Raw genomic sequence first — 17,454 nt, 5'->3', positions numbered from 1 at the left:
TAGAGAAGTTTTTTTGAATCCTTATTTAAAAATTTAATATAAAAAAGTTGGAAGCGCATTCCAACTTTTAAAATAGGTTTTTATTAGATTAGTGGGTGAAGTCGAGTACCATACGTCCTTGGATTTGACCTTTTTCCATTTCGTCGAAAATTGCCACCGCATCTTCTATTGGACGTTTTTGAACAACTGGAACTACTAAACCTTCTGCACCGAATTGGAAGGCTTCTTCCAAGTCTTTACGAGTTCCTACAAGAGAACCGATGACTTGGATTCCATCTAAAACTGTTTTCACGATGCTGAGTTCCATCATTTCAGAAGGAAGGCCGACAGCGACAACGCGACCACCAGCACGAACTGAGTCAACAGCCTGGTTGAAGGCAACTTTAGATACAGCAGTTACGACAGCTGAGTGAGCACCTCCATCAGTTTTTTCCTTGATAAGTCCAGGTACATCTTCAACTTCGAGGCCGTTAATAACAATGTCAGCGCCTACTTCTTTTGCAAGGGCAAGTTTGTCATTGTTGATATCAACTGCGATAACATGAGCATTGAATACTTTTTTAGCATATTGAACAGCGAGGTTTCCAAGTCCACCAGCACCGTAAAGAACAACCCATTGACCTGGTTCAACTTTGGCTTCTTTGATAGCTTTATAGGTTGTTACGCCAGCACATGTGATAGAAGAAGCTTGGGCTGGATCAAGTCCGTCAGGAACTTTAACAGCATAGTCTGCAGTTACGATACATTGTTCAGCCATACCACCGTCTACTGAGTAGCCGGCATTTTTTACTGTACGGCAAAGAGTTTCACGGCCAGTTGTACAGTATTCGCAAGTACCACATCCTTCAAAGAACCAAGCAACGCTGACGCGGTCGCCGACTTTAAGGCTTTTCACATCTGGTGCAATTTCTTTAACGATACCAACACCTTCGTGACCTAGGACACGTCCTGGTACCTGACCGAAGTCGCCATGGGCAACGTGGAGGTCAGTGTGGCAAACACCACAGTATTCAATTTCTACAAGTGCTTCCCCAGTTTCAAGTGGACGGAGTACTTTTTCTTCAACAGCAACACCAGTGCTTTCTGGATTTACAACAACAGCTTTCATAGCTATCCTCCTTGATATTGGCCGAGAACAGGGACAACAGGACTGGATTGATTTTGTGTCAACAGAGTCGAGTGTGACGAGCTCTCTTGTATTTATATGTGAAGTATATCACAAAAGAAAGCCTTTTCCAAGGTTTTGGATGCAAAAAGTAGAACAATCGATTAACCGGTTGATGAGACTGTGAAAAGAGCACAAAGACCAGCTCGCAAGCTGGTCAGAATGGACTATAAGAATAAGTCTTGCAGGGTTTTGGCAACACCGTCTTGGTCATTGGTCAGGGCGATTTGCTCATCCGCATAGGGGAGTAGATCAGGATTGGCATTTTTCATTGCATAACCTTTCCCAGCAAAAGCGAGCATTTCGGTATCATTGTGCTCATCTCCAAAAGCAATCAAATCCTTTTTGTCACGGTTCATTACCTTGAGCAAGTAGTCCAAAGCAAAGGCCTTATTGACACCTTTTGGGGTACACTCAAGGATATTGAGCGGACCTCCCCAGGTATTGATGGACAGTTGATGCTGATAGAAGGCATTCATTTCTTTTGCCAAGGCATACTTGTCACTAGCTCTGGTCTGTAACAGAATACAGTTAGGATCCTTGGTTACCAACTCAGGCTGGAATTGATCTTCAGGCTGGAAAGCTTCCACACCAAATAGTTTGGGATTGGCAATTTCTTCATTAGGATTTGTAATGTAGAATTTTTTACGATATTCTCCAGCTATAAAATCGGCTTGAATGTCCTCTGAACGTCGAACCATATCTAAAAGATATTTTTTGTCTACAGTCAAACACTTTTCAAAATCCCAAACTTGGTCTGGTAAATGAGTAAGGGAGCCGTTGAAATTAATCATAGGAGTGTTTAAGCCTAGTTCACGGTAAAAATCTTTTGACATGCGGTAAGGGCGACCCGTCGTAATAATAACCTGATGCCCTTTTTCAGTAACTTTTTTAATGGTTTCTTTGGTAAAGTCAGAAATCTGACTGTCTGAGTTGAGCAGGGTTCCATCCAGGTCAACTGCAATAATTTTTTTCGTCATATAAACCTTTCTAGTGTCTTTCCAGATAAGATGTCTTCTATTATAACAAAAAGTAGGTAGAAAAGCAGATTCCAAACAAAAAAAGAAATTCCATCAAATTCTTAAATAAATCAAACAAAGATATTGAAAAAGTGAATGATAAATGATATAATTCTATTATTGTTCGTAAAAATTAAAAGGAGATTGATAATGGACAAATTATTTAAACTAAAAGAGAATGGTACAGACGTTCGTACAGAGGTTCTCGCTGGTTTAACAACTTTCTTTGCAATGAGCTATATTCTCTTTGTAAACCCACAAATTCTTTCGCAAACAGGAATGCCTGCTCAGGGTGTATTCCTCGCAACGATTATCGGTGCAGTTGCTGGTACCCTGATGATGGCCTTCTACGCCAACTTGCCATATGCTCAAGCGCCAGGTATGGGACTCAATGCCTTCTTTACCTTTACAGTTGTATTTGGGCTTGGTTATTCATGGCAAGAAGCCCTAGCTATGGTCTTTATCTGTGGAATTATCTCATTGATTATTACCTTGACAAATGTTCGTAAAATGATCATTGAATCGATTCCAAACGCCCTTCGTTCAGCTATTTCAGCTGGTATCGGTGTCTTTCTTGCCTACGTGGGGATTAAGAATGCTGGACTTTTGAAATTCTCTATCGATCCAGGAAATTACACGGTTGCAGGAGAAGGGGCTGATAAAGCTCAAGCAGCGATTACAGCAAATGCTTCAGCAGTTCCAGGCTTGGTCAGCTTTAATAATCCAGCTGTTTTGGTGGCTCTTGCAGGACTTGCTATCACAATCTTCTTTGTTATCAAAGGGATTAAAGGGGGAATTATCCTCTCTATCTTGACAACAACTGTTCTTGCTATCGCAGTTGGTTTGGTAGATTTGTCTAGTATCGATTTTGCTAATAACCATGTTGGTGCAGCTTTTGAAGACTTGAAGACAGTCTTTGGTGCAGCTCTTGGTTCAGAAGGTTTGGGAGCTTTGATTTCAGATACAGCTCGCTTACCTGAAACTCTTATGGCAATTCTTGCCTTCTCGTTGACAGATATTTTTGACACAATTGGTACCTTGATCGGTACGGGTGAAAAAGTTGGTATCGTAGCGACAAACGGTGAAAATCATCAATCAGCTAAGTTGGACAAGGCTCTTTATTCAGACTTGATTGGTACTTCAATTGGTGCCATCGCTGGTACTTCAAACGTAACGACTTATGTTGAGTCTGCTGCTGGTATTGGTGCAGGTGGACGTACAGGTTTGACAGCCTTGGTTGTGGCAATCTGTTTTGCAATCTCAAGCTTCTTTAGCCCACTTCTAGCTATCGTACCAACAGCTGCTACAGCTCCAATCTTGATTATCGTTGGAATTATGATGTTGGCTAGCTTGAAAAATATCCATTGGGATGATATGGCTGAAGCGGTTCCTGCCTTCTTCACATCTATCTTTATGGGATTCAGCTACTCTATCACTCAAGGGATTGCAGTTGGTTTCTTGACTTACACTTTGACTAAGCTTGTCAAAGGTCAAGCTAAAGATGTTCATGTCATGATTTGGATTTTGGATGCCTTGTTTATCCTTAACTACATCAGCATGGCCTTATAATAGGATAACCCAGGGGGAATTTCCCCCTTTTTTAATACAAAGGAGATGGGTGATGAAAGAGAAAAGTATCTGGAAAGAATTATTGAATCGTGCAGGCTGGCTGTTAATCTTTTTTCTGGCGACAATTTTATATCAGATTCCTATAGGGGTTACTGCTATTTTAACTTTAAATGCAGTACCACTGTTACAGTCAGGACTGATAGTTGCTGGTATTTCGATTGTAGTGTTGGCACTATTTATTTTTGGAGCTCGTAAAACACAATTAGCAAGTTTTAATTTTTCTTTTTTTAGAGCTAAGGATTTGGCACGTTTGGGCTTGAGTTATTTAGTTATTATCTGTTCAAATATACTTGGTTCTATCTTGTTACAACTGTCAAATGAGACGACAACAGGTAACCAGTCTCAGATTAACGATATGGTTCAGAATAGTTCTCTGATTTCCAGTTTCTTCTTGTTGGCCTTGCTTGCTCCAATTTGTGAGGAAATCTTGTGCCGTGGGATTGTTCCTAAAAAGATTTTCCGAGGAAAAGAGAACTTGGGATTTGTAGTCGGTACGATTGTGTTTGCTTTATTGCATCAACCAAGTAATTTACCTTCTTTATTGATCTATGGAGGTATGTCAATCGTTCTATCTTGGACGGCTTACAAGACCCAACGTTTGGAAATGTCTATCTTACTTCATATGATTGTGAATGGGGTTGCTTTCTGTTTGTTGGCTCTTGTGGTGATCATGAGTCGGACATTAGGGATCTCTGTTTAAGATTTTTGACAATTGCTTACTTGTTTCTACTGGGAAAAAGATGAATGCAATCGTGTCCATCTTTTTCTTTTTATGGTAAAATAGAGAAATAATATGATGAAAAGCCTTGAGGGAGTGACCGATATGTCAAGTAAAGCCAATCATGCAAAGACAGCTATTTGCGGAATTATCAATGTAACCCCAGACTCCTTTTCGGACGGTGGTCAATTTTTTGCTCTTGAGCAAGCACTCCAGCAGGCTCGTAAATTGATAGCAGAAGGTGCTAGTATGCTAGATATCGGCGGAGAATCGACTCGGCCGGGAAGTAGCTATGTTGAGATAGAAGAGGAAATCCAGCGTGTTGTTCCAGTGATCAAAGCTATTCGCAAGGAAAGTGATGTCCTTATCTCTATTGATACTTGGAAGAGTCAGGTAGCAGAAGCTGCTTTGGCTGCTGGTGCCAATATAGTCAATGATATCACTGGTCTTATGGGTGATGAGAAAATGGCGGATGTGGTTGCTAAGGCTGGTGCGAAAGTAGTCATTATGTTTAATCCAGTCATGGCGCGACCTCAGCATCCTAGCTCGCTCATATTTCCTCATTTTGGATTTAATCAAGCTTTTACAGAGGAAGAGTTAGCTGACTTCGAAAAATTGCCAATCGAAGACTTGATGGAGGCTTTCTTTGACAGAGCTTTAGCTAGAGCGAATCCAGCTGGAATCGCAAAAGAAAATATCATGTTGGATCCAGGAATTGGCTTTGGTCTGACCAAGAAAGAAAATCTGCTTCTTTTACGGGATCTGGATAAACTACATCAGAAGGGCTATCCAATCTTTCTTGGAGTGTCGCGCAAGCGGTTTGTCATCAATATTCTTGAAGAAAATGGTTTTGAAGTCAATCCTGAGACAGAACTTGGTTTCCGCAATCGAGATACGGCTTCGGCTCATGTAACTAGTATTGCTGCAAGACAGGGTCTAGAAGTGGTGCGCGTGCATGACGTAGCTAGTCACAGGATGGCAGTTGAAATTGCCTCCGCCATTCGTCTAGCTGATGAAGCGGAAAATCTAGATTTAAAACAATATAAATAAGATGAAAGAAATTGAAAACAATCACTGGATTGCTAACTACCGGACGGACCAACCGCATTTTGGCTTGGAACGAATGGTGGAACTGTTAGCTTTGCGTGGCAATCCCCATCTCAAACTCAAGGTCATCCATATTGGAGGAACCAATGGCAAGGGTTCGACCATTGCTTTTTTGAAAAATATGCTAGAAAAGCTAGGGCTGAGAGTTGGTGTTTTCAGCTCGCCCTATCTCATTCATTACACAGATCAGATTAGCATCAATGGGGAATCTATCCCAGAAGCTAGACTAGAAGCCCTCATGGCAGACTATCAGTCTTTGTTGGAAGGGGAATCGGCTACCAATTTGCAGGGGACAACTGAGTTTGAAATAATTACAGCTATAGCCTATGATTACTTTGCCTCAGAGCAAGTAGATGTGGCTATCATAGAAGTGGGTATGGGTGGTCTTTTGGATAGTACCAATGTCTGTCAGCCCATTTTGACAGGAATTACGACTATTGGATTGGACCATGTAGCCCTACTTGGTGACACCTTGGAAGTCATAGCAGAGCATAAAGCTGGTATTATCAAACAAGGTATTCCTTCGGTAACAGGTTGCATTGCTCCAGAAGCGCTAGCTGTGATTGACTCTATTGCAGAAGCAAAAAATGCGCCGAGAATTGCCTATGGGGCAGATTATCAAGTTAGTCATCAAAAGAGTGTGGTTACGGGTGAAGTCTTTGAGTATACAAGTGTTGTCAGGCAAGGTCGCTTCCAGACTGGCCTGCTTGGTTTGCACCAGATAGAGAATGCTGGGATGGCCATAGCTTTACTTGATACTTTTTGTCAAGAAGATGGTCGAGAGCTAGCAAGCAATCACTTGCTTGCTCAAGCTTTGGAAGAAACAAGTTGGCCAGGGCGTTTGGAAATCGTGTCAAGAGATCCCTTGATGATTTTGGATGGAGCCCACAATCCCCATGCTATTAAGGCTTTAGTAGCAACCTTGCAAGAACGTTTTGCAGATTATCGTAAGGAAATCCTCTTTACTTGTATCAAAACCAAGGCCTTGGAGGATATGTTGGACTTGCTGGGGGCCATGCCAGATACCGAGCTTACTCTGACACATTTTGACGATAGTCGGGCGACTGATGAAAACGTGCTGAAAGAGGCAGCTAAGTCTAGAAATCTCAGCTACCAAGGTTGGCAGGATTTTCTAGAGCAGAAATTGACAGATAAAAAAGAAGAGAAACAAACAGTTAGGATTGTCACAGGTTCCTTGTATTTCTTGAGCCAAGTGAGAGCCTATCTGATGGAGAGGAAAAAAGAGAATGGATAAACAAAAGATTGAAGCAGCTGTAAAAATGATTATCGAGGCTGTCGGAGAGGACGCTAACCGCGAGGGCTTGCAGGAAACACCTGCTCGTGTGGCTCGTATGTACCAAGAGATTTTTTCAGGTCTTGGTCAAACAGCGGAGGAACATTTGTCAAAATCCTTTGAGATTATTGACGATAATATGGTGGTAGAAAAGGATATCTTCTTCCATACTATGTGTGAACACCACTTCTTGCCATTTTATGGTAGAGCGCATATTGCCTATATTCCAGATGGTCGTGTGGCAGGTTTGTCTAAGCTAGCCCGTACGGTTGAAGTTTATTCGAAAAAACCACAAATTCAAGAACGATTGAATATCGAAGTAGCCGATGCCTTGATGGACTATCTAGGTGCTAAAGGAGCCTTTGTTGTCATTGAGGCGGAGCATATGTGTATGAGTATGCGTGGTGTCAGAAAACCAGGCACAGCAACCTTGACGACAGTAGCTCGTGGTCTATTTGAAACAGATAAGGACCTTCGAGATCAGGCTTATCGTTTAATGGGACTATAATACTTTTCGAAAATCAAATTCAAACCACGTCAGCTTCCATCTGCAACCTCAAAACAGTGTTTTGAGCAGCCTGCGGCTAGCTTCTTAGTTTGCTCTTTGATTTTCATTGAGTATAAAAAGAATCCGCTTTGGGCGGATTTTTCTAGAAAGGAATCATTATGGATCAACTGCAGATTAAGGATTTGGAAATTTTTGCCTATCATGGTCTTTTTCCTAGTGAGAAAGAATTGGGGCAGAAGTTTGTTATTTCCGCAATCCTATCCTATGATATGACCAAGGCGGCTACAGATTTGGATTTAACGGCTTCTGTCCATTACGGAGAATTGTGTCAGCAGTGGACGTCTTGGTTTCAGGAAACGAGTGAAGATTTGATTGAAACGGTAGCCTACAAACTGGTAGAACGTACTTTTGAGGCTTATCCTCTTGTCCAAGAAATGAAGCTGGAACTGAAAAAGCCTTGGGCGCCAGTGCATTTGCCACTAGATACTTGCTCGGTAACCATTCATCGCCGCAAGCAACGAGCCTTTATCGCCCTAGGAAGCAATATGGGAGATAAACAAGCAAACTTGAAACAAGCCATTGAGAAAATGCGAAATCGAGGTATCCATATTCTCAAAGAGTCTAGTGTCTTGACGACGGAGCCTTGGGGTGGTGTGGAGCAAGATAGCTTTGCTAATCAAGTGGTTGAGGTTGAAACCTGGTTGCCTGCCCCAGTGCTATTAGAGACCTTGTTAGCCATTGAGTCAGAGATGGGACGGGTGAGAGAAGTACATTGGGGGCCTCGTTTGATTGATTTGGACTTGCTCTTTGTGGAGGACCAGGTCCTTTATACAGATGACCTTATTTTGCCCCATCCTTACATAGCGGAACGCCTTTTTGTCCTTGAGTCCTTACAAGAAATTGCGCCTCATTTTATCCATCCGACATTAAAGCAACCGATCCGTAACTTGTATAATGCTTTGAAAAAATAGAAAAAACTCTAGTTTTCAGTTGCTTGTAACTGAAGGCTAGAGTTTTTAAAATAGGTCATTTTCTTCTGGGAGGAGGATAGTCTCTCTACCGTCCATGTCTAAAACCAGGACTCTGGGGGGATAAAGAGGGTCAAAGGGATGGTTAAAGTCAAAATCAATAGCTGTAGGGAGGTGTTGACTTGAGAAGTGGAAGGTAATTTTTCCTTGGTTATTGAGCAATTGAAACTCGAGTTCTTCCTCCAATTCAAAGACATTTTTTAAGAAATGGTCGATGATATACCAAAAAGAGTCAATAACATCATCAGGCAAGCTGGTAACAATGCCAAAACTAGCTGACCGCATGTGGGTATTGGTAAAAGCCATATTTCTTCCCCCTTTCTTTTCCCTTATCATACAGCAAATAGGATTAAAAATCAAGAAAAGGTGATTTTTTCTTCATAAACATAGCTTCCAATGAAATTTTTTCAAATAATCTTCAAAAAACGCTTGAAAGTGTTTACAAATAGTGATAAAATGGAATAAGTAGAATCATGAAAACGAAATTTTCATACCGTCTCTTTTTTGGAGTCTCGTGAGGTATGATATAGAAAGGAAATGGAATGAATACAGACGATACAGTAACGATTTATGATGTCGCCCGTGAAGCAGGAGTTTCAATGGCGACAGTTAGCCGTGTAGTCAATGGCAATAAGAATGTAAAAGAGAATACTCGAAAAAAAGTGCTTGAGGTGATTGACCGTTTAGATTACCGTCCAAATGCAGTGGCGCGTGGTCTTGCAAGTAAAAAGACAACTACTGTCGGTGTCGTGATCCCAAATATTACCAATGGCTATTTCTCAACGCTTGCTAAAGGGATTGATGATATCGCTGAAATGTACAAGTACAATATCGTCCTTGCTAATAGTGATGAGGACGATGACAAGGAAGTTTCAGTTGTCAATACCCTGTTTTCTAAGCAAGTGGATGGTATCATCTTTATGGGATATCACTTGACTGAAAAAATTCGTTCAGAGTTTTCTCGCTCTCGGACACCAGTTGTTCTTGCAGGAACTGTGGATGTAGAACATCAGCTTCCAAGTGTCAATATTGACTACAAACAAGCTACGATTGATGCAGTGACCTACCTTGCTAAAGAAAATGAGCGCATTGCTTTCGTTAGCGGTCCACTAGTGGATGATATCAATGGTAAGGTTCGTTTGGTTGGCTACAAGGAAGCCTTGAAAAAAGCAGGTATTTCTTATAGCGAAGGATTGGTATTTGAATCTAAATACACTTATGAAGACGGTTATGCCTTGGCAGAACGCTTGATTTCATCAAATGCAACTGCAGCAGTTGTAACAGGTGATGAGTTGGCAGCAGGTGTTTTGAATGGCCTTGCTGATAAGGGTGTGTCAGTACCAGAAGAATTTGAAATCATTACTAGTGATGATTCGCAAGTCTCACGCTTTACCCGTCCAAACTTGACAACTATTGCCCAACCTCTCTATGACCTTGGTGCTATTAGTATGCGTATGTTGACTAAGATTATGCACAAGGAAGAGTTGGAAGAACGTGAAGTTCTCTTACCTCATGGTTTGACAGAACGTCGTTCAACACGAAAACGTAAATAGAAAAAATCAGGGAATCGTGAAGATTTCCTGATTTTGCTTTCTGGAGAAGAGACTTAGCCTTCCATATAGTCTTTCAAAGCCTGCCCTGTTAGTCCGGCATTGAGGGCAATGAGGAGTTTCAAGCGAGCTTTTTGGGCATTGAGTTCTTTAACAAAGAAGACACCAGATTTTTGCAACTGCACGCCCCCACCTTGGTAGGCATAAACAGGTTCCGCTATACCGTTAAAGCATCGTGATACCAGGGCGACTGGGATTCCTTTTTGCAGAAGGTTTTCTAATTTTTGAGCCGTTTCTTTTGGAATATTACCAGCTCCGAAGGCTTGGATAATCAAACCGTCCAATTGTTCCAAATCCAGCATATCAATCAGCTCATCTGTCATACCAGCATAAGCAGAGATGATAGGGACTAATCCTTGTATGTGATCAAGGTCAAAGCGGACACGAGGTTCAGCTGTTTTAAAGTAGAGGATTTCCTGTTTCATAATCAGACCAAGTGGCCCGTGTGTTGGAGTCTGGAAGGTGCTGACGTTGGTTGTATGCGTTTTGGTAACATACTTGGCAGCGTGGATTTCATCGTTCATAACGACCAAAACTCCTTTGTCAGCAGCCCTGTCATCGCTAGCCACTCGTAAAGCACTCAGATAATTATAGACACCGTCACTACCGAGTTCGTTGGAGCTGCGCATGGCCCCTGTTAGAACGATGGGCATGTGGGGAACTTCCATGGTATCAAGGAAATAAGCTGTTTCCTCTAAAGTGTCGGTTCCGTGTGTAATCACCACTCCATCGTAGTTATCTGCTTCCTCTTTGATTTTTTGGTAGAGGGCCAGCATATGCTTGGGCTTGATATGAGGGCTTGGCAGGTTAAAAAAGTCTAGGGCGTGGACCTGGATTCCTTCGAGGGGATTGGACACATGGTTCATGGGATTATCCGAACTCGTCACAACAGCGCCAGAAGCATCGGCCTGCATGGAAATAGTCCCACCCGTATGTAAAACAAGGATTTTCTTAGGCATGATTTACTCACTCTTTCTGAAATGTGGTATAATCATTGTATCACAAAAGGGGAGATTGGGACAGGATGGAAGTCAAAGCTGTTTTTTTTGATATCGATGGAACCTTGGTCAACGATCGCAAGAGTGTTTTGAAATCCACTAAGGACGCGATTAAAATCGTCAAAGAGCAAGGGGTACTTGTCGGCGTAGCGACAGGTCGAGGACCTTTTTTTGTTAAGGAATTGATGGACGATTTGGATTTGGACTTTGCGGTAACCTACAATGGCCAGTATATCTTTACTAAAGACAGGGTCTTGTTCACGAGTCCTATTTCCAAGTTACATTTGCGCCAGCTAATTACTTATGCTAAAAAAGAAGGTAAGGAGATTGCCCTAGGGACCAAGGATGCTATGCTGGGTTCTAAAATCATGTCCTTTGGTCTGGGTTCTTTTTCCCAACGAATCAGTCGCTTCGTTCCCTCTGTTTTAACTCGGACGGTGAGTCACTCCTTTAATCGTATGGTCAGCAAGGTTGTTCCCCAAAAGGAAGAAGACCTGCTTGATCTAATGAATCAGCCTATCTACCAAGTCTTGATGCTGATGACGCCAGAAGAATCTGAGAAGGCGGCAGCTGATTTTGAAGACTTGAAATTGACACGTAGCAATCCTTTTGCAGCGGATGTCATCAATCAAGGAAATTCTAAATTGGAAGGCATTCGACGAGTTGGGAAAGAATATGGTTTTGACCTCAACCAAGTGATGGCCTTTGGTGATTCGGATAACGACCTTGAAATGCTGGCTGGTGTCGGTATGTCAGTTGCTATGGGAAATGGTAGTAGCAGTGTCAAGGAAGTTGCCAAACACATCACCACCAGCAATCAGCAAGACGGAATCCACAAGGCCTTGGAACATTTTGGTGTTTTGGCTTCAGAAAAAGTCTTTGTCAGCCGTGACTATCATTTCAATAAGGTCAAGACCTTCCACCACATGATGGATGAACGAACCCAAGAAGAACCTCGAGCTTGGGATTTAGAAGGTGCAACCCACAGGGCTGGCTTTAAAATAGAAGAATTGGTGGAGTTTGTTCGAGCTGCCAGTCCTTCTGAAGAGGACTTTGGTCAAGCTCTATCGCAACTTCATCAGGCTCTTGATAAGGCAGCAGAGAAAGTAGCCAAGAAGACACCTGCCCAGCAAGATTTGGTAGGGCAGGTGGATGCCTTGATTGACACACTTTACTTCACCTATGGCAGTTTTGTCTTGATGGGAGTGGACCCAGAACGTATTTTTGATATTGTTCATCAGGCCAATATGGGGAAAATTTTCCCAGATGGCAAGGCTCATTTTGATCCAGTGACCCACAAAATCTTAAAACCAGATGATTGGGAAGAAAAATATGCTCCAGAACCTGCGATTAAAAAGGAACTGCAGCGCCAACTCAAGGCTTATGAACGCCATAAAGAGAGAAATAATACTCAATGAAAATCAAAGAGCAAACTAGGAAACTAGCCGCAGGCTGCTCAAAACACTGTTTTGAGGTTGCAGATAGAACTGACGAAGTCAGCTCAAAACACTGTTTTGAGGTTGTAGATAAGACTGACGAAGTCAGTAACATATATACGGCAAGGCGACGTTGACGTGGTTTGAATTTGATTTTCGAAGAGTATAAATAGTAAACAAAAAGGAGCTAGGGGCTCCTTTTCTTTGTGATTATAAGGTTTTTTCTTGTTCTCTCACAACCAGCAAATCGACTTTAGCATGGCGGAGAATGTATTCAGATGAAGAACCGACCAAGAGGCGTTCAAAGGCGTTGAGACCAGTTGCACCAACGAGGATGAGGTCTACTTCCTCTGCATCTGGAATAGTACGTGCTAGTAGGGTCTTTGGATTTCCCATTTCAATGACGATGTGAACATTTGCCACACCAGCATCCCTTGCACGTTTTTCGTACTCTTTCATCAGACTTTCAGCGTCGACTTGGAGTTCTTCGTAAACTTCAGCATCAAAGGTGGATACGCTTTGGAGTGCGCGTGTGTCAATGACATGTGCGATGGTGAGTCTAGCGTCGTTTCGTAGAGCAGAATGAACTCCCTTGACAAAAGCCAAGTCCGCTTCCTTAGAACCATCGATTGCGACCATGATATTTTGGTAACGTTGTGCCATAATGAAACCTCCTGAAATTTTCTTACTATAATTGTAAACCTTTTCACTATAGAAGTAAAGCAAAAAAGGTATTTTTTAAAAGAATATTAGCGCTTAAAATCTATATAAATATATGATAAAATAAAAGAAAGGATAGCAGGAAAGAAGTGAAGGAAGGGAGAATGATGAAAAACTCTTTTCAAGAAGCAAAAAAATCAAATTTCCTTTATTATGGAATCATCCTAGTTTCAGTCTTGCTAGAAGTTATCATGATCTGGCAATTAGAGAAGCTGATTCCGCTTCTTTATCCAGGTTTTATCGGCTTTTTAGTCTTTCATGTACTCTACCATCTAATTTTGTTCCTAGTTGCAAAACGAAGTGGGCGTTGGGATTACTTGATGATATGGGGACTTTTCCTCATGTTCAATCTTCTTTATGACTCCTTTTTAGGCTTGCTTTTTCTAGGTTTATCTTTTGGTATGTGATGTGTTTTTCGCAAAATACCTGCTATCTCCCCTGTCTTGACCTTGCTTTTAGCGAGGTTTTTCTTCTATCTTAATCTAGTAAAACATTTCAGCAAACTTGTCGCATTTTCTTTCTAGTGGTATAATGTTACTATCCTGATGAATTGAGGAAACAAGATGAAAGAATATAACAAATCTAGTAAGTTAGAGCATGTTGCTTATGATATCCGTGGTCCTGTTTTGGAAGAAGCCATGCGGATGCGAGCAAACGGAGAAAAAATTTTACGTCTGAATACAGGAAATCCAGCAGAATTTGGCTTTACAGCTCCAGACGAGGTCATTCATGACTTGATTATGAATGCGCGTGATAGTGAAGGATATTCTGACTCCAAAGGGATTTTTTCAGCCCGTAAGGCCATCATGCAGTATTGCCAATTGAAGAAATTCCCAAACGTAGATATTGATGATATCTACCTTGGAAATGGTGTCAGTGAGCTGATTGTCATGTCCATGCAGGGGCTTTTGGACAATGGGGATGAGGTCTTGGTGCCAATGCCAGACTATCCTCTTTGGACAGCAGCTGTCAGCCTAGCTGGAGGAAATGCCGTTCACTATATCTGTGATGAAGCTGCAGAATGGTATCCAGATATTGACGATATTAAGTCAAAAATCACTTCCAATACCAAGGCAATCGTCCTTATCAATCCAAATAACCCAACTGGAGCCCTTTATCCTAAGGAACTCTTGTTGGAGATTATTGAGATTGCTCGTCAAAACGATTTGATTATCTTTGCGGATGAAATTTACGACCGCATGGTAATGGATGGGCATGTGCATACGCCTGTGGCGAGCTTGGCACCAGATGTCTTCTGTGTTAGCATGAATGGTCTATCAAAATCCCACCGTATTGCTGGTTTCCGTGTGGGTTGGATGGTCTTGTCTGGACCTAAGACTCATGTCAAGGGCTATATCGAAGGGCTCAATATGCTATCCAATATGCGCCTTTGCTCTAACGTTTTGGCCCAACAAGTCGTACAAACTTCCTTGGGTGGCCACCAATCAGTCGATGAATTGCTTCTTCCTGGTGGACGAATTTACGAGCAAAGAAACTTCATCTACAATGCCATTCAAGATATTCCTGGTTTGTCTGCAGTTAAACCTAAGGCTGGACTCTATATCTTCCCGAAAATCGACCGCAATATGTACCGTATCGATGATGATGAGCAATTTGTCCTTAATTTCTTGAAACAGGAAAAGGTTCTCTTGGTTCATGGTCGAGGCTTTAACTGGCAGGAACCAGACCACTTCCGTATCGTTTATCTTCCTCGTGTTGATGAACTGGCCCAAATCCAAGAAAAGATGACTCGTTTCTTGAAACAGTATCGTAGATAGGGCTTACATTCGAAAAAGCTGGAAACATTTGCCTAGAGCTATTGACAAAAGTAAAAGAATCAGATAGAATAGTAAAGTATGTTTAGTAACTGATCACTTTATAGCCGGCTAAACGAATACAAAATCTATGAGGAGGTATTCATCGTGAAACGTACTTATCAACCAAGTAAACTTCGTCGTGCGCGCAAACACGGATTCCGTAACCGTATGTCAACTAAAAACGGTCGTCGCGTATTGGCAGCTCGTCGTCGTAAAGGACGCAAAGTTTTGGCTGCATAATCCAAACGAACCATAACAAAAATCAGTAGGAACTCGAGTCTACTGATTTTTATTTTTGTAAAAAAGTTAAAAAGGCTTTATATTTTTGCTCAAATAGTGTATAATATTTCACATATAGTAAAAAATGGAGAATAATCATGAAGAAATCAAAAGTTATGCTTTTTGGAGCTATGGCTTTGACAGCAGGTCTAGCTCTAGCGGCATGTGGGTCTTCCCAATCAAGTAATGCAGACAAGACTTACTCTTATATCTTTGTTAGCAACCCTGATACCTTGGATTATATTACCTCTACACGAGATTCTACATCTAGCATCACAACCAACTTGGTTGATGGTTTGTTGGAAAATGACCAGTATGGCAATCTCATTCCCTCTATGGCTGAGTCATGGACCGTGTCAAAAGATGGTTTGACTTACACTTATAAAATCCGTCAGGGGGCTAAATGGTACACTTCTGAAGGAGAAGAGTATGCGGATGTAACCGCTCATGACTTTGTGACTGGTCTCAAGTATGCTGCTGATAAAAAAGCTGAGAACTTGTACTTGGTTCAAGACTCTATCAAGGGACTAGCAGACTATGTTGAAGGGAAATCATCTGATTTTGGAACTGTTGGTGTTAAGGCAGTGGATGATTACACGCTACAATACACTCTCAACCAACCTGAGACTTATTGGAACTCTAAAACAACAGCAAGTATCCTTAATCCTGTAAATGAAGCCTTCTTGAAGTCTAAAGGAGATGACTTTGGAAGCGTAACACCATCAAGTATCTTGTCAAATGGTCCTTACTTGTTTAAATCTTTCTCATCCAAATCTTTGATTGAACTTGATAAAAATCCTAATTACTGGGATAAGGACAATGTTAAAATCGAGAAAGTGAAACTCTCTTTCTTTGACGGTTCTGACCAAGACAGCATTGCTAGAGGTTTCTTGGATGGTAACTATACAGATGGCCGTATCTTCCCAACAAGTTCAGTCTTTGCTGAACTCAAGAAGGGAAATGAGGACAAGATTACCTATACACCACAAAACTCAGTTACTTTCTACTATCTTTTCAACGTGAATCGTCAAAGCTACAAGCAAACTATGAAACAGTCTGATAAGGAAAAGACAGATTCACGCGCAGCTATGCAAAATAAAGATTTCCGTCAGGCTATCAACTTTGCCTTTGACCGTCATGCTTATGCAGCACAGACAAATGGTGAAGAAGGAGCAGACCGTATCTTGCGTAATACGGTTACACCAAGTGACTTTGTCCAAGTTGGTGATAAGAACTTCGGTGATGTTGTTAATGAGAAAATTGTCAACTATGGTAAAGATTGGGCAAATATCAATCTAAACGATGGTAAGCAAGCCTTCTTGAATCCTGAAAAGGCCAAAGAGAAGTTTGCCAAGGCCAAAGAAAGTCTGCAAGCACAGGGAGTAACTTTCCCAATTCATTTGGATATGCCAGTTGACCAGACTGCTAAGTTGGATGTGCAACAAGCTGGATCTTTCAAACAAACAGTGGAAGAAAACCTTGGTAAGGAGAATGTAGTTATCGATGTTATCCAACTTTCTCCAGATGAAAAAGACCAAGCAACCTACTTTGCAGATACAGCAGAACAAAAAGACTATGATATTGACATATCAGGATGGGGTGGAGACTACTCAGATCCTAAGACTTACCTAGCTATTCTTGATCCAGAGACAGGTTCTCAGTTGAAAAACATGGGCTTGTCTGAAGGAAAAGACAAGGAAGTCAAGGACAAGATTGGTCTTTCTGACTACAAGAAACTCTTGGATCAGGCTGATGCGGAAATCACAGATACTCAAGCTCGCTATGAAAAATATGCTGAAGCTCAAGCTTGGTTGACAGATAGTGCCCTCTTCCTACCAGTTCAAAGTGGTGGAGCTAACCCAATCTTCCGTAAGACTGTACCGTTTACAGGACCATTCTCATTTGTTGGTCATAAGGGAAATGCGGACAACTACAAATATGTTGAATTGCAAAAAGAGCCAGTAACCGCTAAACAGTACCAAGAACTCTATGAAAAATGGCTGAAAGAAAAAGCTGAGTCAAATAAAAAAGCTCAGGAAGATTTAGCTAACCACATTCAATAGTATTCCTAGTCATGCTTTTCAGTTAAGCATAGTGACTGGATTCAGAAAAAGGCCTTACCAGAG

General features: G+C 41.6%; 17 protein-coding genes. 12 read left to right on the top strand and 5 right to left on the bottom strand.

Annotated elements, in window-relative coordinates:
* Positions 1-88: 88 nt before the first annotated feature.
* Both adhP and N8M95_RS05985 read right to left on the bottom strand, forming a co-directional pair.
* A complete protein-coding gene (gene adhP / locus N8M95_RS05990; RefSeq protein ID WP_000649185.1) occupies positions 89-1,108 on the bottom strand; it encodes an alcohol dehydrogenase AdhP in 1,020 nt (339 codons plus the stop codon).
* Positions 1,109-1,332: 224 nt separating this feature from the next.
* On the bottom strand, positions 1,333-2,145 hold the full coding sequence (locus N8M95_RS05985) for a Cof-type HAD-IIB family hydrolase (RefSeq protein ID WP_219967241.1): 813 nt from the start codon (positions 2,143-2,145) through the stop codon (positions 1,333-1,335).
* 189 nt (positions 2,146-2,334) lie between these two features.
* On the opposite strand from N8M95_RS05985, the gene N8M95_RS05980 reads away from it, so the two are divergent.
* The 6 genes from N8M95_RS05980 (at position 2,335) to folK (ending at position 8,411) form a co-directional block, all read left to right on the top strand.
* Entirely contained in the window at positions 2,335-3,753 is a 1,419-nt protein-coding gene (locus N8M95_RS05980) for an NCS2 family permease (protein WP_049551196.1), read from the top strand.
* 52 nt (positions 3,754-3,805) lie between these two features.
* A complete protein-coding gene (locus N8M95_RS05975; RefSeq protein ID WP_261073300.1) occupies positions 3,806-4,513 on the top strand; it encodes a CPBP family intramembrane glutamic endopeptidase in 708 nt (235 codons plus the stop codon).
* Positions 4,514-4,606: 93 nt separating this feature from the next.
* Positions 4,607-5,581, top strand: a complete 975-nt coding sequence (gene folP / locus N8M95_RS05970; protein ID WP_261116798.1) for a dihydropteroate synthase — start codon at positions 4,607-4,609, stop codon at positions 5,579-5,581.
* A 1-nt stretch (position 5,582) separates the two neighbouring features.
* Positions 5,583-6,893, top strand: coding sequence for a bifunctional folylpolyglutamate synthase/dihydrofolate synthase (locus tag N8M95_RS05965; RefSeq protein ID WP_261116797.1), 1,311 nt, complete (start codon positions 5,583-5,585; stop codon positions 6,891-6,893).
* Complete coding sequence (gene folE, locus N8M95_RS05960; protein ID WP_078237932.1) at positions 6,886-7,440, top strand: GTP cyclohydrolase I FolE; 555 nt, start codon at positions 6,886-6,888, stop codon at positions 7,438-7,440. The genes N8M95_RS05965 and folE overlap by 8 nt, the downstream gene beginning before the upstream one ends.
* Positions 7,441-7,598: 158 nt before the next feature.
* Positions 7,599-8,411: a 2-amino-4-hydroxy-6-hydroxymethyldihydropteridine diphosphokinase gene (gene folK, locus N8M95_RS05955; protein WP_078237933.1), complete on the top strand. Its 813-nt coding sequence runs from the start codon at positions 7,599-7,601 to the stop codon at positions 8,409-8,411.
* Positions 8,412-8,456: 45 nt separating this feature from the next.
* Here folK and N8M95_RS05950 read toward each other — a convergent pair whose 3' ends face one another.
* Positions 8,457-8,774, bottom strand: coding sequence for a DUF960 domain-containing protein (locus N8M95_RS05950; RefSeq protein ID WP_000886035.1), 318 nt, complete (start codon positions 8,772-8,774; stop codon positions 8,457-8,459).
* Positions 8,775-9,010: 236 nt separating this feature from the next.
* On the opposite strand from N8M95_RS05950, the gene ccpA reads away from it, so the two are divergent.
* The gene (ccpA, locus tag N8M95_RS05945; protein ID WP_001090628.1) at positions 9,011-10,021 is read left to right on the top strand and encodes a catabolite control protein A; all 1,011 of its coding nucleotides are present in this window, start codon (positions 9,011-9,013) and stop codon (positions 10,019-10,021) included.
* A gap of 53 nt (positions 10,022-10,074) precedes the next feature.
* Here ccpA and N8M95_RS05940 read toward each other — a convergent pair whose 3' ends face one another.
* Complete coding sequence (locus tag N8M95_RS05940) at positions 10,075-11,037, bottom strand: asparaginase (RefSeq protein ID WP_261116796.1); 963 nt, start codon at positions 11,035-11,037, stop codon at positions 10,075-10,077.
* Between the two features lie 65 nt (positions 11,038-11,102).
* Between N8M95_RS05940 and N8M95_RS05935 the strand changes: the two genes are divergently transcribed.
* On the top strand, positions 11,103-12,494 hold the full coding sequence (locus tag N8M95_RS05935) for a Cof-type HAD-IIB family hydrolase (RefSeq protein WP_237447180.1): 1,392 nt from the start codon (positions 11,103-11,105) through the stop codon (positions 12,492-12,494).
* Between the two features lie 228 nt (positions 12,495-12,722).
* Here the strand turns inward: N8M95_RS05935 and N8M95_RS05930 are convergent, their stop codons facing one another.
* A complete protein-coding gene (locus N8M95_RS05930; protein ID WP_261116795.1) occupies positions 12,723-13,175 on the bottom strand; it encodes a universal stress protein in 453 nt (150 codons plus the stop codon).
* Between the two features lie 161 nt (positions 13,176-13,336).
* Between N8M95_RS05930 and N8M95_RS05925 the strand changes: the two genes are divergently transcribed.
* The 4 genes from N8M95_RS05925 to N8M95_RS05910 all read left to right on the top strand — a co-directional run bounded on the left by N8M95_RS05925 (position 13,337) and on the right by N8M95_RS05910 (position 17,391).
* A complete protein-coding gene (locus N8M95_RS05925) occupies positions 13,337-13,639 on the top strand; it encodes a hypothetical protein (RefSeq protein ID WP_261116794.1) in 303 nt (100 codons plus the stop codon).
* Positions 13,640-13,795: 156 nt separating this feature from the next.
* Positions 13,796-15,010 carry a pyridoxal phosphate-dependent aminotransferase gene (locus N8M95_RS05920; protein WP_000666457.1) on the top strand — a complete coding sequence of 405 codons (1,215 nt, stop codon included), beginning with the start codon at positions 13,796-13,798 and terminating at the stop codon, positions 15,008-15,010.
* 144 nt (positions 15,011-15,154) lie between these two features.
* On the top strand, positions 15,155-15,289 hold the full coding sequence (rpmH, locus tag N8M95_RS05915) for a 50S ribosomal protein L34 (RefSeq protein ID WP_000831905.1): 135 nt from the start codon (positions 15,155-15,157) through the stop codon (positions 15,287-15,289).
* A 137-nt stretch (positions 15,290-15,426) separates the two neighbouring features.
* Entirely contained in the window at positions 15,427-17,391 is a 1,965-nt protein-coding gene (locus N8M95_RS05910) for a peptide ABC transporter substrate-binding protein (protein ID WP_261116793.1), read from the top strand.
* The last annotated feature ends 63 nt before the right edge of the window (positions 17,392-17,454 follow it).

Origin of the sequence: Streptococcus mitis (genome assembly GCF_946190325.1) — a bacterium.
GTDB lineage: Bacteria > Bacillota > Bacilli > Lactobacillales > Streptococcaceae > Streptococcus > Streptococcus mitis_CF.
This window is presented reverse-complemented; position numbering and strand designations above follow the sequence as displayed.